Annotated in this window: 17 protein-coding genes; 4 read left to right on the top strand and 13 right to left on the bottom strand. The window is 63.4% G+C overall.

The genetic code is table 11. The features are described 5' to 3' along the window. Window positions 1–33: 33 nt before the first annotated feature. From VE009_RS00995 to VE009_RS01010, 4 genes are read right to left on the bottom strand one after another with little or no spacing between them, the layout of a single operon-like run. On the bottom strand, window positions 34–834 hold the full coding sequence (locus VE009_RS00995) for a hypothetical protein (protein ID WP_325005518.1): 801 nt from the start codon (window positions 832–834) through the stop codon (window positions 34–36). After that, complete coding sequence (locus VE009_RS01000; RefSeq protein ID WP_325005519.1) at window positions 831–4,595, bottom strand: multicopper oxidase domain-containing protein; 3,765 nt, start codon at window positions 4,593–4,595, stop codon at window positions 831–833. Before VE009_RS01000 ends, VE009_RS00995 begins: the two co-directional genes overlap by 4 nt. Before the next feature lie 18 nt (window positions 4,596–4,613). Next, window positions 4,614–4,928 carry a hypothetical protein gene (locus tag VE009_RS01005; RefSeq protein ID WP_325005520.1) on the bottom strand — a complete coding sequence of 105 codons (315 nt, stop codon included), beginning with the start codon at window positions 4,926–4,928 and terminating at the stop codon, window positions 4,614–4,616. Between the two features lie 12 nt (window positions 4,929–4,940). After that, window positions 4,941–5,234: a hypothetical protein gene (locus VE009_RS01010; protein ID WP_325005521.1), complete on the bottom strand. Its 294-nt coding sequence runs from the start codon at window positions 5,232–5,234 to the stop codon at window positions 4,941–4,943. Between the two features lie 205 nt (window positions 5,235–5,439). Here VE009_RS01010 and VE009_RS01015 point away from each other — a divergent pair, with 205 nt between their 5' ends. Next, on the top strand, window positions 5,440–5,994 hold the full coding sequence (locus VE009_RS01015) for a hypothetical protein (protein WP_325005522.1): 555 nt from the start codon (window positions 5,440–5,442) through the stop codon (window positions 5,992–5,994). Between the two features lie 128 nt (window positions 5,995–6,122). Then, entirely contained in the window at window positions 6,123–7,262 is a 1,140-nt protein-coding gene (locus VE009_RS01020; RefSeq protein ID WP_325005523.1) for a glycosyltransferase family 4 protein, read from the top strand. 44 nt (window positions 7,263–7,306) lie between these two features. Here VE009_RS01020 and nagA read toward each other — a convergent pair whose 3' ends face one another. From nagA to VE009_RS01035, 3 genes are read right to left on the bottom strand one after another with little or no spacing between them, the layout of a single operon-like run. Beyond that, entirely contained in the window at window positions 7,307–8,452 is a 1,146-nt protein-coding gene (nagA, locus tag VE009_RS01025; RefSeq protein ID WP_325005524.1) for an N-acetylglucosamine-6-phosphate deacetylase, read from the bottom strand. Next, window positions 8,449–9,177 (bottom strand): glucosamine-6-phosphate deaminase, encoded by a 729-nt coding sequence (gene nagB / locus VE009_RS01030; protein ID WP_325005525.1) that lies wholly within the window; start codon window positions 9,175–9,177, stop codon window positions 8,449–8,451. Before nagB ends, nagA begins: the two co-directional genes overlap by 4 nt. Window positions 9,178–9,181: 4 nt before the next feature. Next, entirely contained in the window at window positions 9,182–10,042 is an 861-nt protein-coding gene (locus VE009_RS01035) for a MurR/RpiR family transcriptional regulator (protein WP_325005526.1), read from the bottom strand. 176 nt (window positions 10,043–10,218) lie between these two features. On the opposite strand from VE009_RS01035, the gene VE009_RS01040 reads away from it, so the two are divergent. Then, window positions 10,219–11,274, top strand: a complete 1,056-nt coding sequence (locus VE009_RS01040; RefSeq protein WP_325005527.1) for a hypothetical protein — start codon at window positions 10,219–10,221, stop codon at window positions 11,272–11,274. A 73-nt stretch (window positions 11,275–11,347) separates the two neighbouring features. On the opposite strand, the gene VE009_RS01045 is transcribed toward VE009_RS01040, so the two are convergent. The 4 genes from VE009_RS01045 to VE009_RS01060 are packed head-to-tail and all read right to left on the bottom strand — an operon-like array spanning window position 11,348 to window position 14,918. Further along, window positions 11,348–12,079: an IucA/IucC family C-terminal-domain containing protein gene (locus tag VE009_RS01045; protein ID WP_325005528.1), complete on the bottom strand. Its 732-nt coding sequence runs from the start codon at window positions 12,077–12,079 to the stop codon at window positions 11,348–11,350. Further along, window positions 12,066–12,905 carry an ABC transporter ATP-binding protein gene (locus tag VE009_RS01050; RefSeq protein ID WP_325005529.1) on the bottom strand — a complete coding sequence of 280 codons (840 nt, stop codon included), beginning with the start codon at window positions 12,903–12,905 and terminating at the stop codon, window positions 12,066–12,068. Before VE009_RS01050 ends, VE009_RS01045 begins: the two co-directional genes overlap by 14 nt. Next, on the bottom strand, window positions 12,902–13,942 hold the full coding sequence (locus tag VE009_RS01055) for an iron ABC transporter permease (protein WP_325005530.1): 1,041 nt from the start codon (window positions 13,940–13,942) through the stop codon (window positions 12,902–12,904). The genes VE009_RS01050 and VE009_RS01055 overlap by 4 nt, the downstream gene beginning before the upstream one ends. Next, window positions 13,929–14,918 (bottom strand): iron ABC transporter permease, encoded by a 990-nt coding sequence (locus VE009_RS01060; protein ID WP_325005531.1) that lies wholly within the window; start codon window positions 14,916–14,918, stop codon window positions 13,929–13,931. The genes VE009_RS01055 and VE009_RS01060 overlap by 14 nt, the downstream gene beginning before the upstream one ends. A 236-nt stretch (window positions 14,919–15,154) precedes the next feature. Here VE009_RS01060 and VE009_RS01065 point away from each other — a divergent pair, with 236 nt between their 5' ends. Further along, complete coding sequence (locus tag VE009_RS01065) at window positions 15,155–16,177, top strand: iron-siderophore ABC transporter substrate-binding protein (protein WP_325005532.1); 1,023 nt, start codon at window positions 15,155–15,157, stop codon at window positions 16,175–16,177. Window positions 16,178–16,227: 50 nt separating this feature from the next. Here the strand turns inward: VE009_RS01065 and VE009_RS01070 are convergent, their stop codons facing one another. Then, window positions 16,228–17,190, bottom strand: coding sequence for an SPL family radical SAM protein (locus tag VE009_RS01070; protein WP_325005533.1), 963 nt, complete (start codon window positions 17,188–17,190; stop codon window positions 16,228–16,230). A gap of 268 nt (window positions 17,191–17,458) precedes the next feature. Continuing rightward, window positions 17,459–22,000, bottom strand: a complete 4,542-nt coding sequence (locus VE009_RS01075; RefSeq protein WP_325005534.1) for a glutamate synthase-related protein — start codon at window positions 21,998–22,000, stop codon at window positions 17,459–17,461. Window positions 22,001–22,169 lie beyond the last annotated feature (169 nt).

Below are 22,169 nucleotides of genomic sequence, written 5' to 3' on the forward strand. Positions count from 1 at the left end.
CTCCGGATAATGCCGGAGGGGTTCGCTGCGCCGTCAATGCGGCTCTTCGTCATGCGGCTCTTCAGGATGCGGTTCTTCATGATCGTCGTGCTTGCCTGCGACAGGCTTCATCGGCTCCGAGTGAATCGTAAGGAAGCAGATGTCCGCCAGCGCGATGTCGACACACTCGAGTCGATCGTCCTCATCCTCTTTCTTGCGCGCTTCCAGCCGGATGCGGTCTTCCTTCGCATCGACGAGCGTGCCGCGCACGAACGCGTCTTCGAGATCGTCTCGGTCGAGCCGCACCGTGACGGGGCAGCCGACGAAGGCGAGCAGCTGCAGGAAGAGCGGCGCGCCGAGAAACCGGTTGAGCAGCTCCGGTCGGCACGCCACCGTTTCGCCGAAGCAGAGAACGAGATCCCGCCGCAGGCACGGATCGATGTCGAGCAGCGGTTCGCAAATCGCGGCTCGCATTCGCGAGGCGTGTTCGTCATGCTGCAGGGAGCAGAGCCGCGCGAACGGCACGAGCTTGCGCTCCCCGACCGCCTGCAGCTGAATAAAATCTCTGCCGGCGGTTTCCAGCATGCCGACGACTTCGACCGTGATGTGATTCTGGTCGGCGCCGCCGCAGTCGATCTCCGCTTTGACGAGCGCGCCGCACAGCGAGCGGAACCGAAGCCGAAGCTGCGTCAAGTTCTCGTCGTCCCGCGGGTTGCCGAGCGTGCGCAGCAGCCGGTTCGCTTCCTCGATGCATTCCCGCAGCCGGTCCAGTTCCTCCTGGGACAACCGGCTGTTCGGCGACCGGTAGCGGATCGTCCCCGTCGGGGACGCCTGCCCATGGACTTGCAATTTCACGTTTCATCCACCTCCCCGCCAAAGCCGTCGCGAACGAGCGGCGCGAGCTCTCCGTCGCAGTCGTCGCAGCCGTCGCGGACGATCGGCTCGAGCTCCCCGCAGCAGCCGTCGCGAACGAGCGGCGCCAGCAGCGGCGTCGGTTCGCCGAGGACGCGAAGGATGCCCCACACGCCGAGCTCGATGTCCCACCGGATGAGCCCGGAACGGTACATATAATCTCCCGGTCGTTCCAGCAAGCCGCCGGCGCCGAAATCGAGGAAGAAATCGTCCGCCGTGCCGATCGAAATTTCGCCGCGGAACGACGTCGTTTCCGAATTCATGTCGTCGACCGAACGGCGCCAGTGGTGGGCGTGAACGGTGAACGTGTGCGCGCGCGCCCGGTCGGCCGGGAAGACGAACCGAATGACGGTCGGATCGCCGGCGTACGCGAGGAAGACGGGCGTCGCCGGATCGCCGTGCACTTCGGAGCTGAACACCTTCGACACGTCCGGATTGCGGAGCAAACGGTGCCGGAACCGCTCGGCCCGATAGTTGAAGCCGCGGCTGCCTTGGTCCTCGAAGTCTTCGAGTTCAGCAGGCTCCTCAGCAATTTCGAACGCCGGCTCCGGATCGAGAATGAGTCGTCCGTTCTTGTCGACGAGCCGGATGCCGTCGTGCATGGCGAGCACGAATTCCCGATGCTCCCCGACCAGCGGGTTCGAAATAATCGCCTGCGTGCCGGTGCGGATCTCCTCGCGCGTAATCGGATCGAGATACCGGGAGCCCCGCGGCTCCGCGATGAATACGCCGAACGCGCCGTGATGCCGGTGGTTGCGCAGATCCGCCATATCCCATAGATTGCAAGCGCCGAAATCCTGATCGACATACCAGAGGTACGTGATCGATTCGCCCGGGCCGATCGTCTGGTCCGGGTTGAAGCCGACCGTTGCGCCATCGGAGCCTTGCACGTCGTAAACGACCATTTGCGGATGCATCGAAATGCGGTTCGACGGCGGGAACGGCGCCTCGACCGGCACGAACGGATAGCCGTGGACGATGTCGTTGTGGAACGGCTCGAACAAGCAGTTGTGCAGCGTCACCTCGATCAGCTCGCCGACGTTGCCGCGCAGAACGAGCGGCTCCGGGTTGAGCGCGCCGGACTTGATCGCTTCGACGTCCTCCGCCAGCGCGAATACGATGCCGTGCGGGTCGTGATCGCCGGCTTCGTTGTAAATAATCGGCGTCTGCAGAGCGAACACCTCGTACCGGCGAAGCGGCGCGTGCCGCGGCGCGGGCGGGCAGCCCGGACCTTCGGTGCGCGGCGGCGCCATGCCTGTCGGCTGCGGCAGCACGTTCCTCCGCGGCGGCGGCGGCGACGCGCGATCCGGCAGCGGCGGAAGGTGCGGCACCTCGAATTGATACGTTCGGATGAGCCCCCAGTTCCCCAGCCACACATCTTCGATCGAACCGAAATGGTACAGCATATCGAAATCGCCGTCGCCTTCGATGGCGAACTCGAGCGTATAATGCTCGGAAACGCCGATATGCTGCATCTGGACCAAATCGGAGTCCAAATCCCGGCGCTCTTGATTCCATCGCTGCCGATGGAGGTTGAAGGCGTGCGATTCCTCGTGCGCGCCGTCGAACAGCCGGATGCGGACCGAATCGCCGTTGTACGTCTCGAGGAGCGGCGTAACCGGATCGCCGTGGACGAACGAGCTGAAGACGTAAGCAGGGTCGCAATCCGGCTTCTTCAGCCGGAACTGCAGCGGCTCGTTCCGATAGTTGACCGCCATCACTCCTGGGTCTTCCATGGAGCTCGGGAACGGCGGCGGGTTGAGCGGACAGCCGTCCTTGTCGAACAGCAGCGCGAAGTCGTGTACGAACATCGTGATTTCCCGGAAGTCCGGAATGAGCGGGTTCGTAATGACGGCCTGCGTGCCGCTGCGAATCGGTTCGAGCGTCCGAGGATGAAGATGTCTCGACCCGCGCGCTTCGATGTTAATGCTGGCGAATACCCCGTGCAACTGATGCGAGTTCGCGAACAAATGGTCGTGAAAAAACGTGCCGCGCAGCTCGATTTCGGAAAACCATCGGTAGGTGATCGTTTGCCCGGGCAGCACCGAAGAATCGTAGTTCCATCCAACGTTGGCGCCGTCCGAGACGAGCACGTCGAACTTGACGAAGTGTACGTGCATGCCCGACTCGTACGTCCGCTCCACTAGTTGAAACGCGTTGCCGCCGATCGTCTCCGGCAGTTTGTTCGTGTAGTGTAGGGTGACGACCTCGCCCGCGTTCGCGAAAATGACGAGCGGCTCGGGCGCCTTGCGCCCGGCGAGCACATCCTCTTCGTCCTCGGCGAGCACGTACAAGCGGCCCTGCGGATCGTACCAGCCTTCTTTGTTGTAGACGATCGGCATTTGAATCAGCGAGATGTGGTATACGCGCTCCGGCGCATCGGGCGGTGCCGGGTTGACGAACACGGCCCCGGGCTTCGCGTTCGGATCGAACTGATTGATTTCGAGCTGCGTCGGCTCGCGGCCGCCTCGGATGCCGAGCGGCGGGCGCGGCGCTTTGAACCCGACGATTCCTGGGATAAAATTCGGAAACCCGGGACGCTCCGCCGTAGGGAGCGGGGGCAGCGGACGATCCGGCAGCGGCTGCAACGGCTCTATGGGCGTGCCGTTCGGATAACACTGGCTGCCGTCCTGCAGCGTGTTGAAGATGCGCTGCAGCCCCCACATGCCTTCCCCGAAATGCGGGTACAAGTGGCAGTGAATGATGACGTCGCCGAACGTGCCGTGCAGGCTGCCTGCGCCGTACAGCGGCGAGACGGTGTAGAACGTCTGCGGCCCGATCGACTGCGAGTCGATGATGTCAGAATCCTGGTCTTCGGGATCGAATTGCCATTGATGGACGTGATAATGAAACACATGCGTCTCCTGCACGCCGCCGTGAATGAGCCTCACCTTGACCGGGTCGCCGACATACGCTCTCAGAATCGGCGTCGACGGGTCCCCGAACACCCAAGAGTCGTGGTGGACCTCCTCGCCCTCGCAGTCCGGGCAGACGACGCCCTCTTGCACGAGGCGCATCCGGTTGCGCATCGGCTCCGCGCGGTAGTTGACGGCGTGCGTCGCTTCCGGCTGCAGCGTATGCGGGCTGATCGGCGCGTCGCCGGTAATATCGTCCACTTCCATTTCGTCGTGGAAAAACCAGGCATACTCCCGGTACGAAGGAAGAAACGGATTATGCACGTCCGCGTATAACCCGCTGCTGAGCGGCCCGCCCGTCACCGGGTCGGTCCACCACGAGCCGCGCGGCTCGGCGATGAGCGCGCCGAACAAGCCGTGGACGTTGCTCCCGGCTTCGGACGACAACGGGTTGCCGAGATCCGAGAAGAAATGGGTGCCTTCGAACAAAATGCTCCAGCGGTAGAGCTGCGTCCCCCCGGGCGGGCAGGGGGGCGCCGTCGAGTTGTCGTTGCAGCCGACCCAAGCGCCGTCGGACGTCTGGACGTCGTACTCGGCCCGCTGGATATGCATCGAGGCAGGGAACGGGAGCTGGTTTTCGAACAGCACCTCGACGTCGTCGCCGACGTTCGCGCGGATCGTCAGCGGCGCGACGAGATCGACGGGCGTGAACGGATGCTCCGCGACGAGCCGTCGGACGCGCTCCTCGTTCTCCTTCAGCACATACATCATCCCGTTCGGATCGTGTTCGCCGAACCGGTTCACGACGATGCGAATCGGGATGGCTACGATATGAAAGCATCGGCGCATCGCGCGGACCTCCTTTCGTTACGTGCGAATGTCCGGGATGCAGTGCTTCCCGTCTTCGATAAAGAACACGTGGACCGTGTCCAAATGAATGCGGAACAGTTCCCCGTCGAATTCGGCAATGTTGGTGAACTCCGTTTTCAAAAGCATAAAGTCGGCCTCGACGGCGAAAATTTCGCCCACGAACAGGAACGGAAAAGATTCTTGCAGCAAAATGACCCGTTTGCCGATGCTTTCTTGAAACACGCGGCTGACGACGGCGTTCCGAACCGCGGTGATGTCGGCGCTTTCGCCGAGGCCGAGCTGTTTGGCGTATTTTTTGTATTCCTTATGCATGGTCTCCCTCCTTTACGTTAACGGAATGCGCCGGTCGCAATCGAACGGGGTGAAGTGGGAGATGATTTCGATCGGAAAGCTGAGCGGCGTCGGGAAGCGGAAGAACGGGGCGTTCGTCATTTTGATGATGACCGGATGCAGCGTGATGTAGCCGTTCGTCACTTCCGATACCGTGCCGCAGAAGACGGGACGGAACGTTTGCCCCAAAATATTGAGCTGCTGCGCCGTCGTAACGATCAGCACGCATTGGCCTTTCATTTCGGCGAACATTTGATTTTCGGGCAGGATGGCCTCTTCGAAGTGCATGGGAATCCCCTCCTTCGTTTCTGTGCTAGCGCTGGTTTATCATATGGGGATTTTTGCCTGCGGACTGTACGGACGCCCCCGCCCGGTCCTTTTCCGCTGGCGCCGTTGTGCGGAAGTACATTTGCGGCGTAACGGAACAAGTATCCTTGTCTTCGGCGTTCCGGCCGACATAGGGTAGTACATCACCAGGAAAGGGGGGGTCAGTATGTCCAAATGCGGTTGTCATGGGCATCACGGGCATCATGGGCATCATGGTCACCACGGCCGCCACGGCCATCATCATGGGTGTCACAGTCATTTCCATTTCCATGGCCACGGCCACCACGGCCACGGCTGCGGCCACCACGGCCACGGCGGCTGCGGCTGCCACGGTCATTTTCCGATCCATTGCTCGCCGTTCGATCTGTGCGTCGATCGGCTGCGCGTGCGGCTGGCGCATCTGGGCGGTAACCTCGGCTTCGAGTTTCATCGCCATATCGGCTGCAAGGTAGAGATCGAGCATGAGTGCGGCGATGCCGTCGAAACGATTCAAGGGAAAATTTGCGGCGTCGGCGGCACGTTGGTGCACTTGAGGGTCAAAGACGAGGACGTCAAGGCGCGGTGCAAGAAAAAGGAAGAGCAGCACGTCGTCAGCATTCCGATTCATCATATTTGCAAAGTAAGATGGCTGCAGAACAAGTGCAATCCGTGCCACCACGGTTGCAAATGCGGCTGCTGCAAGGACCGTCATCACGACGACGACGATCACGAGGATTCGTAACTCTCTTGCTCTTCTTCTCCGGAAGGAGAGCTTTTTTTTGCGGCTTGGGGTAGGCGTTCGCCTGCGGAGCGGGCGGGAGCCGTGAATATACTGGAGTGGTTTCGAATCGAAAAGAAAGGACGATGCTCATGGAAGTGCTCGTCGTCATGCCGGAGCAGCTGCCGGTGCCGCCGATTTTGGGCGGGTCGGTCGAGTCGTGCACGCATAACGTGTTTCGCCGTATGGCGCGCACCGACACCGTCCGGATGATCAGCGTCGCTCATCCGCGTCTGCCGGCCGTCAGCCGGCTGGAGGGAGGCCGATATACGATTCACCGCATTCCTTACGCCAATCGGAGGAAGGCGTACTTGCGCGCCGCGGTGCGCAAAGCGAAGGCGCTGTCGTTCGATATTGTGCAAATCGAAAATCGGCCGACGTTCGTCGCCGCGTTCCGGAAGGCGTTCCCCCGGGCGACGATCGTATTGTCGCTGCATTCGCTGACGTTCATGTCGAAGCTCACGAAGAAAGAAGCGTACCGGGTGCTGCGGCAGACGGACGCCGTCGTGACGGTTGTATCGTTCCTCGCGGATGCGATGCGGAAGAAGTATCCGAAATACGCGCACAAATTTCATTCCGCCATCCTCGGCGTCGACACGGATCAATTCCGGCCGCGGTCGGACGAATACCGGCAGCGGCTTCGTAGGAAGTGGAAGGTGGACGGCGGGTTTAACGTGCTGTTCGTCGGACGGATCGTGCCGAAGAAAGGGCTGCACACGCTCGTGCGCGCGGTCGCGGAGGTGAAGCGCGCCGTTCCGCGGACGCGGCTCATCGCCGTCGGCGCGTCGTGGCCGGGGCGCAGCCGGCAAACCCCTTATATGCGCAAAGTACGGCGCCTGTCGGAGCGGCTGAAGGTGCCGATCCGGTTCACGGGCTACATCCCGCCGGCGAAGGTACATCAGGCGTATGCGCTGGGGGACGTTTTCGTTTGCCCGACGATGTACAAGGAAGGGTTCGCCACCGTCAATTCGGAGGCGATGGCGTCCGGGGTGCCCGTCGTCGCTTCCGACCGGGGCGGCATTCGCGAGGTGATCGAGCACGGGCGGACGGGGCTGCTCGTGAAGGCGTACCGCCGTCCGAGCGCGTTCGCCGGCTCTATCCTGCGGCTGCGCCGGGAGCCGCAGACGGCGCAGCGCCTCGCGGACGCGGCGAGACGGACGGCGGTGGAGCGGCTCAGCTGGAACCGCACCGTCGAGACGCTGCGGGCGTATTACGCGAAGTGGCGCGCGTAAACGAAGAAGCCGACTCGAGACGATGTCTCGAGTCGGCTTGTGCATTAGGCGATCGGCGCGCCGTCGCGGTATACCGCGGCCAGGTCCAGCTCCGGCGTCAGCAGGACGAGATCCGCGGCGGCGCCCGGCCGAATCGCGCCGATCTCGCCCTCGAGGCGAAGCTGCCGCGCGGCGTTCGCGCTGGCGAGGCGGCTCGCTTCGGGTACGGTGAGATTGGCGTGGCGGATGACGAAGCGGAACGCGTCGATCATCGTCAGCGTGCTGCCGGCGAGATTGCCGCCTTCGGTCAGCCGCGCGACGCCGCCCTCGACCGTCACGTCGAGGCCGCCGAGCGAAAAGCGGCCGTCTCCGAGGCCGGCGGCCGACATGGCGTCGGTGATCAGCAGCAGGTTGTTGTCGCTCTTCGCGCGGGTGAGCAGCTTCACGACGGCCGGATGCACGTGCACGCCGTCGGCGATCACTTCCGCCGCGATGCGCTCATCCGCGAGCACCGCGCCCGCCGTGCCCGGCTCCCGGTGGCGAAGCGGCGTCATCGCGTTGAATGTATGCACGGCTTGGTTGAGGCCGTTGTCGGCGGCGCGAACGATCTGATCGTACGTCGCGTCCGTGTGGCCGGCGGCGGCGATGATGCCGAGCCGGCGCAGCTCGCGGATGAGCTCGATCGCGCCGTCCGTCTCCGGAGCCAGCGTCAGCTGCTTCACGAGCCCCGGGAAGACGGACGTCCAATCGCGCAGCCAGTCCGCGTTCGGCGGGACGATATGGCTCGGGTTTTGCGCGCCGGGCCACTGCGGCGAGATGAACGGGCCCTCGAGATGGACGCCGAGCAGACGAGCCCCCCGCGGCGGCGCGTCCGCGATGTATTGCGCCGCGGTCCGCAGCACGCCGTCGATCGCGTCCTTCGACGCCGTCACCGTCGTCGCGAGCAGCGACGTCGTGCCGTGCCGGCCGTGGAAGGCGGCAATCGCTTCGAACGCCTCCGCCGTCGCGTCCATGAAATCGTGCCCGCCGCCGCCGTGGACGTGGACGTCGACGAAGCCCGGGACGATCCAGCCTGCGCCGAGGTCGACGTCGGCCGGCGCGGCGCCGGCGCGCTCGACGGCTGCGATGCGGCCGCCTTCGATGCGGACGACGCCGCCTTCGACGACGCCGTCCGGCGTCACGACGCGGCCGCGAATGCTCATAGCGCTCATGCGAAATGCCTCCCCGCCTCGGCGTCGACCATCACGACGAGATGCGGGTGCGTCTGCAGCAGGCTCGCCGGGCATTCCGTCGTAATTTCGCCCGTCAGCGCGCGGTGGACGATGTCCGCTTTGTCCGCGCCTTTCACGACGAGCAGAATCGTCTTCGCCTTCAATATCGAAGCGACGCCCATCGTAATCGCGTGCGTCGGCACATGAGCGACGGAGCCGAAGAAGCGCGCGTTCGCTTCCCGCGTCTGTTCGCTGAGCGCGACGACATGCGTGCCCGGCGCGAGCGACGCGTCCGGCTCGTTGAAGCCGATATGGCCGTTATGGCCGAGGCCGAGAATTTGCAGGTCGATCTGACCGCTCGCCTCGAGCAGCGCGTCGTATCGGGCGCATTCCGCCTCCGGGTCTTCGGCGATCCCGTTCGGAATATGCGTCCGCTCGGGATGGACGTCGATGCGTCCGAACAGATGCTCCTTCATGTAATACGCGTAGCTTTGCGGGTCGGTCGGCGGCAGGCCGACGTACTCGTCGAGGTTGAAGGTCGTGACCTGCTTGTAGCTGACCATGCCTTTGTCGTAAGCGCGGATCATTTCTTGATAAATGCCGATGGGCGTGCTGCCGGTCGCAAGACCGAGCACGGCGTTCGGCTTCGTCTGGACGAGCCCGGTGACGATGCCGGCGGCGGCTTCGTGCAGTTCGTCCTTCGTCGGGAATTTCAGCAGGTTCATAGCGTTACCTTCCTTTGTCCTTGCGAATTTTTTTCACGTTCAGGTACGTTTGCTCAAGCTTCGGCACGTACGTATCGAACCGGGCGCTGACGAGGCCGATGAACAGCACGTCGATGACGTGCAGCTGCGCGATGCGCGACGCCATGTCGCCGCGGCGCATGCCCTCCTCGAGCGACGAGGCGAACAGGGCGATGTCGGCCGCTCGGGAGAGAGCGTTCGAGCCGTACTTCGTCAGCGAGATCGCGACGGCGCCCTGCGCTTTGGCGCAGAGCAGCGCGTCCACCGTTTCCGGCGTTTCGCCCGAGTACGAAATCGCGAAGGCGACGTCGCCCGGGCCGAGATTGGAGGCAGACGTGATTTGCAGATGCGGATCGGAGAAGGCGCTCGCCTCTTTGCCGATGCGGATCAGCTTCTGATACGCGTCTTGGGCGACGATGCCGGACGTGGCGACGCCGTACAGGTCGATGCGCCTCGCCCGATCGAGCGCGTCTACCGCCCGCTGCAGCGCCGCGAAGTCGAGCAGACGCGTCGTGTCGGCGATCGAGCGCAGATGGTTCGCTTCGATCGCGGCGGCGATCCGGCGCAGCGAGTTGCCGGCGACGATGTCTTGGTAGGTCGGCTGCTGCTCGGCCGGCGCGGCCAGCTCCTCGGCGAGCTTGAGCTTGAAGCCGGAGAAGCCATCGAAGCGCATCGACCGGCAAAACCGCGTGATCGTCGCCGCGCTCGCGCCGGATCGCTCCGCAAGCTCGGTGATGCTCGAACGAGTCGCCTCCTGCGGATGTCCGAGAATATATTCCGCCAGCGTCCGTTCCTTCGGGTGCAGGTCCGGAAGCCGTTCGCGGATGGCGTGGAGAATGTTGGACATGGCGTTCCTCCGCAGTGTAATTATTAAAATATTTTTAATAAAACGGTTATAATCCATGAAAAATATTTTCGTCACTAATATCATATGCCATCTCGAGCAAACGCGCAAGGGCGCAACGGCGGCGGCGTTTCATACGTCCAGTATGTTATAAACCCAAAAGGGGGGATTGTATGCGTTTGCCATATCATCGACGGGCGTTGCTGCCGATCGCGGCGGTTCTCGCGGTTGCCGCGGCGGCGCTCGCGTATTGGTTTCTCTGGGATCGTCCGTTCATGGAAGGGGTGCGGCTGAATCCGTACCAAGTCGACGCGATCGAGATCGTCCGGAGAGGAGAGGGGCTGCTCCAACAAGAAATCATTACGATTCGGGACCCGGCATTGATCCGGAGGACGCTGGCGGAATGGCGGCGTGCGCCGTTTTTGCAGGAGTCATTTCCCCCGAAATGGGAGCATCTGCAAGGGTATCCGACGTTCGTACGCGTGCGGGACGGTGCATTCACCGAGCTGCATGCGGACGTCTATCCGGGAGGGTCGCACGAAGGCGACGCGGCGATGCTGGTGAACGACCGGTACCATTACCTCGTTCCGGAGCCGGTGCGCACGCTGCTGACGACGGATGTCGAACGTTTCGCCGCCGGAGGCCGACGCGTGGACGTCTTTTTGAACGGTTGGCGTCCGCTGGTCGTCTTGGAGGGCGAGCCGCATACCGCTTATTTCATGGAAGACGGCTGGGGGAGCGAGCTGCGCGCCGAGCCCGCCGCCTCTGTCACGGCCGCGCTTCCGGACAGCGTCCGTTATGGGGGGCCGAACAGCATTGCCCGGCTGCTAACGGAAGGGGCCGGGACGTTTCCGGCGGGGACGCCGATCTACGAAGCCGAAGGATACTTTTTTATTAGGGGCATGAAGGAATCGGATGTATGGGGTATGCTCCTGCCGGAAGGGCAGGCCGCGCATCGGCTCGAGCTCGATCAGGGGGAGGAGGTCGGGTATTGGGAGTCGTACGGCGTGCGGTACTTCGTCGTTCGCGGCGAGGGCGGGTACTCCGTCTTTGCCGCTCGGGACCCGAACGCGTCTTGCCGGCTGGTTTGGGATGAGCGGCAGCGTCGATTCATCTCGCCTTGCGGTGCGGTCGAATACGGCATCGACGGCCGGCCGTCCGAACCGGGCGCCGCGCCGATGATTCGCTGGCCGTCGCGCGAATGGAACGGCGTGCTGCTGTTCGAGTACGAGTAAACGAACAAACGACGGCGGCGGACCGCGCTTCTTCGCGAAGCGAGGTACCGCCGCCGTCGTCGTTGCAGGCATTCTAAACATTCGGTTCCGGGTCGGTCTTCGGCTTGACCGGGCATCCCTTGCAATACCTTCCGTCGGGCAAATGGTACCGGAGACAGCACATGCGCCGTACCGCCTTGCCGGTAAAGATGAACGGGTTGAAGCATTGGAGCTCCCCGAACAACTCTGGCGGCGCTTCCTGCCGGACGTAGCGGTAATCGTCCTCGATTCGCTCGCGCGTCTCCGGGTCGGCAGCTTCCTCGATCCATTTCCGGTAGAAATGATGCACGTACATCGAGCCGTTTTCCCAAAGCAGATCTTCCCGGACGCCCGTCGCCGCGTGCAAGCTCTTGAACACCAGGTTCCAGTTGTGGGCGAACAGGCGGATGACGGTCAGCTCCCGCAGCGATTCGCGCGCGGCGGGATCGAGCGCCGGCGCCGCCCGTCCGCCGCAGTGGACGGCGAACGGCGGGTCTCCGGGGAACAGCAGCATGACGTCCCGCAGCGAGGCGGAGCGGGCGATGCCGAGCACGCTGAACTCGTACAGGACGCCGACGAGGGAGCGGCAATACCATTTCGTGAATTGCGAGGCGGCGACGGCCGGCTTGTCGACGCGGAGCATGTCGGCGACGCGGTCGAGCAGCTTCGGCACGTGTTCCGCGGCGGCGAGCACCGGCCCGTGGAGCCGGTCGGGCGCCTCGACGTCCGGGGCCGTGTAATACCCGAGCTCGAGCAGCGCGTCGCCGCCCGCCTTAACCGCCGACATAGACGGGCTCCTTCTCCGCCGAGGCCGAGGCCGCGGCCGCGCCGGCGCGCGCGCCGACCGGGATGCACATCGGAGTGCCGTACACCGGGTCGGTCATCATCCGGCACTCCATGCCGAATACGTCGCGGATGAGCTTCTCGTCGACGATGTCGGCGGGCGCCCCTTCGGCGTACACAGCCCCGTTCGACACGGCGACGATGTTGTGCGCGTACCGGCAGGCGAGGTTAATATCGTGGAGCACCATCACGATCGTGCGCTGCTCGCGTTCGTTCAGGTCGGCGAGCAGCTCCAGCACTTCGATTTGGTGCGTCATATCCAAATACGTCGTCGGCTCGTCGAGCAGAATCGTCCCGGTCTGCTGCGCGAGCGTCATGGCGATCCAGGCGCGCTGGCGCTGGCCGCCGGAGAGCGAGTCCACGGGACGTTCGGCGAACGGCGCCATGCCGGTCGCCGCCAGCGCCTCGGCGACGGCCCGCTCATCCTCGCGCGACCACTGCTTCAGCCACGTTTGGTGCGGGTAACGCCCTTGTTTGACGAGCTGGAGCACCGTCAGCCCTTCCGGGGCGGCGGGACCTTGCGGCAAAATGGCGAGCCGCTTGGCGACTTCCTTCGTCGGCTGGGTGTAAATGTCCTTCCCGTCGAGCAGCACCGATCCGCCGTCGGGCCGAAGCAGCCGCGCGAGCGAGCGCAGCAGCGTCGACTTGCCGCAGCCGTTCTTGCCGATCAAGACGGTAATTCGGCGGCGCGGCACGGCGAGGTCGAGCCCGTCGATGACGGCGGCGCCTCCGTATCCGAGCGTCAGTCCTTTCGCGTCCATAGCGGTCATGATGCTTTCCTCCTCGTGAGCAGATAGATGAAGAACGGCGCGCCGACGGCGGCCGTGAACACCCCGGCCGGAATGTCGTTCGGCGGGAAGGCGGTGCGGCCGAGCGTATCGGCGACCAAGAGCAGCATGGCGCCGATGCAGGAGGATACCGGCAGGACGGCGCCGAACGACGGACCGACGAGGCGTCTCGCCATATGCGGCGCCATCAGCCCGATGAAGCCGATCGCGCCGACCTGCGAGACGGCGGCGCCGGCGAGCGCGGCGCTGACGAGCACGAGCGCGATGCGGTCGCGAGAGACGCGGGCGCCGACGCCGGCGGCGACGTCCTCGCCGAGCTCCTGCACGTTCGCTCTGCGGGCCAGCGCCCAAGCGGCGATGCCGATGCCGGCCGCCCAAGGCAGCAGCGCGAAGACGTTGTTCCACGAGCTGCCGTATACGCTGCCGGTCAGCCACGTGAACGCCTGGTTCGCCAGGTAATGCGGGCTGAGCACGATCAGGAACGACGACAGGGAAGCGGCGGCCGTCTGAAGCGCGACGCCGATCAGCACGAGCCGCAGCGGTGAAATGCCGCGCTTCCATGCGAGCGCGAACAGCAGCAGCGCGACGGCGGCCGCGCCGACGATCGCCGCGATCGAGAGGCCGGCGACGCCGGCGGCGCCTGACGTGACGACGAGCAGCGCGACGCCCGCGGCGGCCGCGCCGCCGGTGATGCCGATCATGTCCGGCGAGGCGAGCGAGTTGCGGGAGACGGCCTGCAGCAGCGCGCCCGATCCGGCGAGGCACGCGCCGGCGAGAATCGCCATCGCGGCGCGCGGCAGGCGGAACGAGTACAGCACCGTGCGGGTCGTGTCTTCGCCGAAGCCGAAGGCGCCCTTGACGACCTCTAGCGGCGGAATCCAGAGCGTGCCGACGCCCGCGCTGAGGCAGGCGAGAGCGAGCGTCGCCGCGGCGAGCGCGGCGGACCAAACGGAGGCGCGCTTGTCGGCGAGGAAGGAGAAGAGCCGGGTGCGAATCGTCAGTTGTTTATGAAGCTTCATTCAGACCCCTCCTTGCCACCCACACGAAGAACGGCACGCCGATCAGCGCCGTGACGATGCCGACCGGCAGCTCGTTCGGCATCGCGATGAAGCGGGCGCCGACGTCCGCGGCCAGCAGCAGCGCCGCGCCGAGGAGCGCGCAGTACGGCAGCAGCCAGCGGTGGTCGCTGCCCGCGGCGAAGCGCGCGAGATGCGGCACGATGATGCCGACGAAGGCGATCGGTCCGGCGACCGCGACCGACGCGCCGGCGAGCAGCACGACCGCCGCGGCCGAGGCGAGCTTCACCGCGGCGACCCGTTGGCCGAGCCCGCGGGCGACGTCCTCGCCGAGCGCCAGCGTGTTGAGCGCTCCGGCGACGGCGATGCAGACGAGCCAGCCGAGCGCCATATAAGGCAGAACGGGAAGCAGCATCGGCATTTCGCGTCCGGCGACGGAGCCGACGAGCCAGAACAAAATTTGGTCGAACGTGCGCCCGTTCACGAGCATGACGCCCTGCGTGATCGAAGCGGCGAACGCGGCGACGGCGGCGCCCGCCAAAGTGATCTTGACCGGAGAGGCGCCCTCCCGCCCGGCGGAGCCGAGCCCGTAGGCGGCGGCCGCCGCGAGCGCGGCGCCGACGAACGCCGCGCCGATGAACTCCGTCAGCGACGTCGCGCCGAAGAACGAAATCGCTACGATAATGAACAGCGCGGCCCCCGCATTAATGCCGAAAATATCGGGGGACGCCAGCGGGTTGCGCGTCACCGTCTGCAGCACCGCGCCGGCGGCGGCGAGCGCGGCGCCGACCGTCATCGCGACGAGCATGCGCGGCAGGCGCGTATTGCGAACGATAAGATGCTCCGCCGATCCGTCGAATGCGGCGAACGCTTGCCATACCGTCTGCAGGTCGGTGCTTCTGCTTCCATAGGATAATGAGAGAAAGCCGAGGAACAGGACGAGCAGAAGGCATCCGAATAATCCAAGTGCTTTATACATGGTTGGCCAATCCTTACGTCAAAATAAGATGGTCCTGCGCGTACAGATCAAATCATCAACAACATTAAGTAGAAATAAGTCTGTTCCCATTGTATGAGAACGATTCTCACATGTCAATGAAGCTGAGAATCATTTTCAAAAATTCCCTTGACATGCGCTTAGAACGTTTGTATATTGAGTTTTGTCGGCAAGAGATTGAGAATCATTATCACATATAAAGGGGTAGGGAAAACCGAATGAAACCAAATGCATCTCGTTTATCGATTACGTTAGTATTGTTGTTGGCGTTCGCGATGGCGCTTGCCGCTTGCGGCGGCGCAGGCGCGGACGGCGATTCAGCTGCCGGCGGGGAGCAAACCGATGGCGCGGCGAACGGCGCGGCGGAAGAGCCGGCGGGCGAAGAAGCGGCTGCGACGCGGACTTTCACGCATGCGATGGGCGACACGGACATTCCGACGAATCCGCAGCGCGTCGTCATTTTGTCGAACGAAGGAACGGAAGCGCTGCTGGCGCTCGGCGTGAAGCCGGTCGGCGCGGTGAAGTCGTGGACTGGCGATCCGTGGTACGACCACATTAAAGATCAAATGGAAGGCGTCACGAACGTCGGGGAAGAAGGCCAGCCGAACCTCGAAACGATTATCAGCCTCAAGCCGGACTTGATTATCGGCATCAAAATGCGTCATGAAGAGATCTACGACGAGCTGAGCGCGATTGCGCCGACGATTTTCGCGGAGACGCTGCGCGGCGACTGGCAGCAGAACTTCAAGATGTATGCGGACGCGCTCGGCAAAACGGCCGAAGGCGAAAAGGTGCTCTCCGATTGGAACGCTCGCGTCGCCGATCTGAGCGGCAAGCTGGGCGACAAGCTGTCGACGCAGGTGTCGATCGTGCGCTTCATGGCCGGCGATACGCGGATTTATTGGAAGGATACGTTCTCGGGCGTCATCTTGAAGCAAATCGGTCTGGCGCGTCCGCCAGCGCAGGATAAGGACGAATTCGCCGCTCGCGGCGTGACGAAGGAACGGATCGAGGAGATGGACGGCGACATCATGTTCTACTTCTCCTACGAAACCGGCGACGGCGGCGCGACGGCCGTCGAGCAGGATTGGGTGAACGATCCGCTCTGGCAGACGCTTGACGTCGTGAAGGCAGGCAAGGCGTACAAAGTGAGCGACACGATTTGGAACACGGCCGGCGGCGTCCTTGCGGCGAATCTGATGCTGGACGATCTGTACAAATATTTCGAAGTGCAGCAGTAACACCGAAAGAAAGCATCGACCGGTCACGCCGGACGATGCTTTTATTGCGTTTAGAACAAAAACGACAGCTGCACCGGCTCCTCCGTGGGCGGCTTCCTCGGGGCGGCCGTCGGCGCGCGGGACGCCTCGGCTCGCTCCGGCGCGCGCCGGTCGAGTCCGTGCCGTTCGGCGATCCGCTTCAGCCGGCTCTCCATCATGCCCGCGTAAGCGGCGTCGACGTACGTCTTCGCGTACAGACGGGCGTACCGCCCGACGAGGTCGGGGAAATGCTGATCGAGCGTTCGGAAATACCACGGCTTCACATCGGGCGAGAGGCGCAGCAGCGACGTCATCGCGAATGCCGCGTCGTGCGCCTTAAGCGCCGCGAACAGCTCGTTAAGCCCCGCCTCGTCGTCGGTGAGCAGCGGGAGAATCGGGGCGACGAACGCACCGGCCGGGAGCCCTTCGGACGCGAGCGCGCGAAGAGCGCGGAGGCGTTCGGCAGGCAGCGGCGTGGCCGGCTCAAGGCGTCGCGTCAGGGCCGCGTCCAGCGTATTGATGCTGATGTTGATCGAGATGAGATCGACCTGCTTCAGCACGTCGACATCCCGCAGGACGAGCGGCGAACGCGTCGTCACGGTCGTCGGGACGCCGTATTCGGCCAGCACGCTCAAGCATCGGCGGGTCTGCTCCGCCTTCGCTTCGATCGGCTGGTATGGATCCGTCGCGGTGCCGATCGCTACCGGGCCGACGAGCGGGCCGACATCCTCCGGACGGACGCCGTGCCGGCGGGCGAACGAGCGCAGCTGCGCCTCCAGCGCCTCCGCAGCGTTGTCCTTCACGATAATATGGTTTTGGAAATCGTCGGTCGGCTCCCTGCCGAGGAACGTCTGGAACGCTCTCGCATAGCAGAAGCTGCAGCCGTGCGCGCAGCCCCGATACGGGTTGAGCGACCATTCGAACGGCATGCGTTCGGATTTGACGCGATTTAAGACTTGTTTTGCGGAAACAAACTCGTACTGTTTGCCAGACACGGCGGCCACCCCTTTGTCGTATCGATTCCAGAATACGAACAAACGTTCTATATACGTTAATGTACCACAAGAAACTCCGGCGGAAAAGTCTTGAGCGCCCGATGGGACAATTTCCCGGCGGCGGAACCTTTCGTACGAAATCCAAGTTTATACGCCTACGGCCCGGAAGGGACGGTCTGGCTGCCATCAACGCCGAGTTTACGAATCAACGCAAAAATCCCCTGAGAGCGGCTGCTCCCAGGGGATTTGCATTTGTGACGATATGCGATTATTCCGTTGCGACCGACTGGTCCGCTTGCATCGTGACCGGCGAAATGCGGACGAAGTGAGCGTCGAGGTTTTCGAGCAGCTTCGCGACTTTCGCAGCGGCTTCCGCTTGGCCGGATTTCTCCAGCTCCTCGCGGTAGATGCCGAGCAGTTCGTTCAGGTCGGCGCGGCTCTTGTCGCCGAGCGCCGAGATGTTGACCTTCGCGCCCTTCGCGACGCGGCGCTTGATGGCCGCTTCGTCGAGGCCGAGTTCCGGCTGCAGGCGCTGGTAGATGACGCCGCCCGTCATACCGGCGCAAATCCATGGACCCGGATCGCCCATGACGACGGCGCGGCCGTTCGTCATGTACTCGAACGCGAAGCCTTTCAGGTTCGCGCGGCCTGCCATGTTGCCGAGCTCGTCGCGGATCGGCCCTTCCAGCTCGCCGCCGAAGATGATGTCGGCGCCCGAGAGGCGGATGCAAGCGCGGGAGTCCGCGTTGCCCTGTACGATGAAGGTACCCTTCTGCGCGCCGTAGGCGAACGATTTGCCGACGGAACCGTTGATGAACGTCTTATGCTTGCTTGGCGCCTTCAAGATGGCGATCTTGCCGCCGAACGCCATTTTGCCTACGCCGTCTTCCGCGCCGCCGTGTACGGTGATGTCGACGCCGCGCGCGTTGAACGCGCCGAGGCCGTTACCCGGTACCGAGCCGTCCGTCAGCTCGATCGAGACGTTCGGAAGCTGGTCGTAGCTGCCGTCGAAACGGTCGCGAACGCGGTTCGACGAGAAGCGCGAGCCGACGATGCGCGTTTCGGCGCTGATTTTGCTCCAGCGGTGCTGGATCGGCGCTTCGAAGCTCAGCTTGCTCGGGTACATCGTCGCTTCCGCGCCGACGGCCGCGAGTACCGGCTCTGCCGAAACAGCCGCTTCTTGCGCGGACTGCGAGATGAACTGGATCGGAGCCGGACGGAGCAATGCCGACAGGTCGATTTGCTCCAGCGCGTTCACCTGCTTCAGCAGGTCCGAACGGCCGACGAGATCCTGTGCGTTCTTGAAGCCGAGCGCCGCGACGACTTCGCGGATTTCTTCGCCCATGCCCGAGAACAGGCGGACGAGCGCGTCGACCGCGTTGTCGTATACCCGCGGCACGAAGCGGCGAAGGCCTTTCTCTTCGGCTTCTTCCATCGAGTCGATCTGCGTCGCGATGCCGACGTGGCACGTATCCAAGTGGCAGCCGCGGCACGTCGTACAGCCGATCGCCTGCATCGAGATGGAACCGAAGCCGCAGCGGTTCGCGCCGAGGAGCATCATTTTCACGACGTCCGTGCCGGACTTGAGGCCGCCGTCGGACCACAGCTCGACGCGGTGGCGAAGGCCGGCTTCGATCAAGGCGACGTGCGCCAGCTTCGTGCCGATTTCCGTCGGGAGGCCGACGTGCTGCAGCGAGTGGACGCGCGCCGCGCCGGTGCCGCCGTCGAAGCCGGACAGCGTGATGACGTCCGCGCCCGCTTTGGCGACGCCGACCGCGATCGTGCCGATGCCCGGAACGACCGGAACTTTGACGATGATTTTCGCTTGATGGTTGCTCGCTTCTTTCAGCTCGCTGATGATCTGCGCCAAGTCTTCGATCGAGTAAATGTCATGGTTGTTCGAAGGCGAGATCAAGTCGGAACCGATCGTCGCGTTCCGCGCCGCGGCGATTTTCGCCGTAACCTTGGAGCCCGGCAGGTGACCGCCTTCGCCCGGCTTCGCGCCTTGACCGATCTTGATTTCAAGGAACGCTACCGCGTTCGCCAGCTCGACGTTGACGCCGAAGCGTCCCGAAGCGACCTGCGCGCCGCGCGTCCGCTTGTAGCGGCCGAGCATATCCTTGATTTCGCCGCCTTCGCCGTTCATCGTGACCATGTTGAGGCGTTCGCCGGCTTCCGCATACGCGCGGAACGCCGTTTCGTTCTGCGAACCGAACGACATGGACGAGATGAGCATCGGCAGCGAGTGATCGCCTACGCCGATGTTGACGTCCTTCGGATCGAGCGGCTTGCGGCCTTCCGACGCAGCCTTATCGAAATCGAAACCGGCTACGTGGCGGATGCTGATTGGATTTTTCTGCTCTTCCTCTTGCAGCTTCGCGCGGTAGTCCGCGTACGGAGCCGCGCCCGAAGCTGCGTCGCCGAGAGCTTTCCACATCCGCTGGAAGAAGCGGAAGTTTTTGCCCGGCTTCGCCTTCGGATTGTTATTGTAGTCCTCGTAGCGAGCAGCCGCGTCCTGCTCGAGCTTCGCGAAGCCCGTGCCGGCCGTGTCGCTGCCAAGGTAGTTGACGATATCGAGCACTTCCGCGACCTCCGGCTGGAGACCGATGGAAGAGAAGAAACGCGTGTATCCGCGAAGCTCGTGCGTACCGATCGTCGAGATGACTTTCTCGAGACCTTTCTGCAGGGCCACGAACACCTTCTGCGCCGCAGGCGCGCCTTCTTTGGCCGACGCCGTCGCGAAGAGGGCGTACGGCGAAATCAGATCCGCGCCGAGGCCGCAGGCGACCGCGATGTCATGCAGGTTCCGCACGGATGCGGAGCGGAGCACGATGGCCGTTTGGCGGCGGAGGTTGTCGCCTTGGCCGAGCTTCACGCTCTTCAGCGCGATGTCGACGCGGGAAACCGCAAGGTGCGAGTCGACCCACAGGCGGTCGTTGCTGTTCGCTTCCGAGTCGTCGAGCACGAGCAAGCTCGCGCCGCCGCGAACGGCTGCGATCGCGTCTTCGGCCAGCTTATCGAGCGCGGCTTTCAGCGATTCGCCGCGGCCGAACGTGAGCGACAGCGTCGCGACGGAGCCGGACTTCGATTGCTCGAAGGCGGAGATGATTTGCTCGAGCGACGGTTGACCGATCGCTTGCAAGCTGCCTACGCCGTTGGAGCCTTCCAATACGAGCGGAGCCGGCAGTTCGATGCGGAGACGGCCGTCCAGCTCGCCGTAAATCGTCGGACGAGGGCCGAGCACGACGCGCGTGGAGAAGTGCTCCTGTTCGCGGTCGCGGTCGATCGCCGGGTTCGTGACGACGGCGACGCTCTCCTTAATATAGTCGGCGATGTTCTGGCGTTCCCAGTTGAGCGCCGCGAGCGGGCCGTCATGGCCGAGCGAGCGGATCGGCTCCGCGCCGGTTTCCGACATCGACTCGATCATTTGAATGCCTTCGCGATCCCAGCCCGCCGCCGAGTACAGCGCGTCCGTCACGACGACGTCGGCGTTCGGCTCGGCTTCCGGGAATTGGTTGTCGTAGAACAGCTGCTTGCGCAGACCGTTGAACTCGACGCGCTTCTTCGCGCGTTCGAGCACGATCGTTTGCAGCTCTTCGTACGGGATGACTTGCACATGCTCGCCGCGCGTCAGCACGACGCCGATTTTTTCGCCTGGGGCGATCGGTTTCGGATCGGCCACCATTTCGCCGACCGTGATGACGCCTTGCTCGGACGAGAAGTAGAGCGACGTTTCGCTTTCGACCATCCACAGCGGGCGGAGGCCGAGCGCGTCAACGCTGAATACGCACTCGTTGCCGTAGCGCGATACGATCGCTGCCGGACCTTGCGCGTAATGTCCCCAAATTTGGCGATAATACACGTAGAGGTCTTGCAGCTCCGGACGGAAGCCCTTCATTTCGTTGTGAATCGGTGGGAATACGAGCTCCATTGCTTCGAAATGCGAAAAACCGTGACGGTGGATGAACGTTTCGATCGTCCGGTTCATATCCTGCGAGTCGGAGCCGCCGTCGACGAGCGGAACGCCGATCATTTCGGCTTCGTAGCGCATCTTTTTGATCGTGTTGATTTCGCCGTTGTGGCCGAGCAGCGAGAACGGCTGTACGCGGAAGAAGCTCGACAGCGTGTTCGTCGAATAGCGGTTATGGCCGATCGTCACTTGCGCGGCGAACAACGGGTCTTGCGTATCTTTGAAGTATTTCGGCAAAATGCTCGCGGAGCCCATCACCTTGTAAGCGGCGGTTACGTTGCTCAGCGACGCTACATGCACGTTGTATTTGCTTTCGATGTCGACATGCAGCTCGAACAGATGGTCGGCGACATTGACGACTTCCTTCTCCGTGAGCGCCGCGACTTGCCAGAACGTCGGCTCGTCGTTGCGGCCGTTCGGGCCGAGGACGGAGCTGTTCGTTTGGTTTTCTTGCTCGAGCACGATCTTCACGCCGTACTGCGCGAACAGCTCGCGGATGCCCGCTTGCATGTCTGCGACGGAGATGTCGAGTTTGCGCGGCACGAAAATGTGCGCGATCGAGAAACGGTCGTCGAACGCCAGCTGACCGTCAAGGCCTGCTTGTTCGAGCTTGCTTTGCCACAGAGCGCGCGGGATGTCGGTCAGAATGCCGCAGCCGTCGCCTTCTCCGTCGATAAAGCCGGAGCGGTGCTCCATTTTTACGAGGGCGTCGATCGTCTTTTGGATATTATCGCGGGACGGATGTCCGTTCTTCTCGATAATGCAAATGACGCCGCAGCTGTCGTGCTCTTCGAGCAGCAGCTGTTGGAACAAACCTTCATTCTTCATTGCTTGATTCATGCGTTCGGTCAGAATTCTGACCCTCACCTCCTATGAGTATGGGTTCGGGTATGCATAAATATGCAAACGCGCTGAATATCAGCGCTGGTCCTTCGCGGCAAAGGTAGACAACGGAGCGGGGCGATTGCCAGAAACGGAATACGAGGCGTATGGCAACATCGCGAAGGAA

It is taken from the genome of Paenibacillus sp., from assembly GCF_035645195.1.
GTDB lineage: Bacteria > Bacillota > Bacilli > Paenibacillales > YIM-B00363 > Paenibacillus_AE.

Bases quoted from the DNA above. Each gene is read 5' to 3' on its own strand.
- VE009_RS01010 (WP_325005521.1), bottom strand. From the start codon at position 5,234: ATGCACTTCGAAGAGGCCATCCTGCCCGAAAATCAAATGTTCGCCGAA.
- VE009_RS01045 (WP_325005528.1), bottom strand. From the start codon at position 12,079: ATGTCGGCGGTTAAGGCGGGCGGCGACGCGCTGCTCGAGCTCGGGTAT.
- VE009_RS01015 (WP_325005522.1), top strand. From the start codon at position 5,440: ATGTCCAAATGCGGTTGTCATGGGCATCACGGGCATCATGGGCATCAT.
- VE009_RS01020 (WP_325005523.1), top strand. From the start codon at position 6,123: ATGGAAGTGCTCGTCGTCATGCCGGAGCAGCTGCCGGTGCCGCCGATT.
- VE009_RS01005 (WP_325005520.1), bottom strand. From the start codon at position 4,928: ATGCATAAGGAATACAAAAAATACGCCAAACAGCTCGGCCTCGGCGAA.
- nagB (WP_325005525.1), bottom strand. From the start codon at position 9,177: ATGAACCTGCTGAAATTCCCGACGAAGGACGAACTGCACGAAGCCGCC.
- VE009_RS01075 (WP_325005534.1), bottom strand. From the start codon at position 22,000: ATGAATCAAGCAATGAAGAATGAAGGTTTGTTCCAACAGCTGCTGCTC.
- VE009_RS01035 (WP_325005526.1), bottom strand. From the start codon at position 10,042: ATGTCCAACATTCTCCACGCCATCCGCGAACGGCTTCCGGACCTGCAC.
- VE009_RS01050 (WP_325005529.1), bottom strand. From the start codon at position 12,905: ATGACCGCTATGGACGCGAAAGGACTGACGCTCGGATACGGAGGCGCC.
- nagA (WP_325005524.1), bottom strand. From the start codon at position 8,452: ATGAGCGCTATGAGCATTCGCGGCCGCGTCGTGACGCCGGACGGCGTC.
- VE009_RS01000 (WP_325005519.1), bottom strand. From the start codon at position 4,595: ATGCGCCGATGCTTTCATATCGTAGCCATCCCGATTCGCATCGTCGTG.
- VE009_RS01065 (WP_325005532.1), top strand. From the start codon at position 15,155: ATGAAACCAAATGCATCTCGTTTATCGATTACGTTAGTATTGTTGTTG.
- VE009_RS01060 (WP_325005531.1), bottom strand. From the start codon at position 14,918: ATGTATAAAGCACTTGGATTATTCGGATGCCTTCTGCTCGTCCTGTTC.
- VE009_RS01055 (WP_325005530.1), bottom strand. From the start codon at position 13,942: ATGAAGCTTCATAAACAACTGACGATTCGCACCCGGCTCTTCTCCTTC.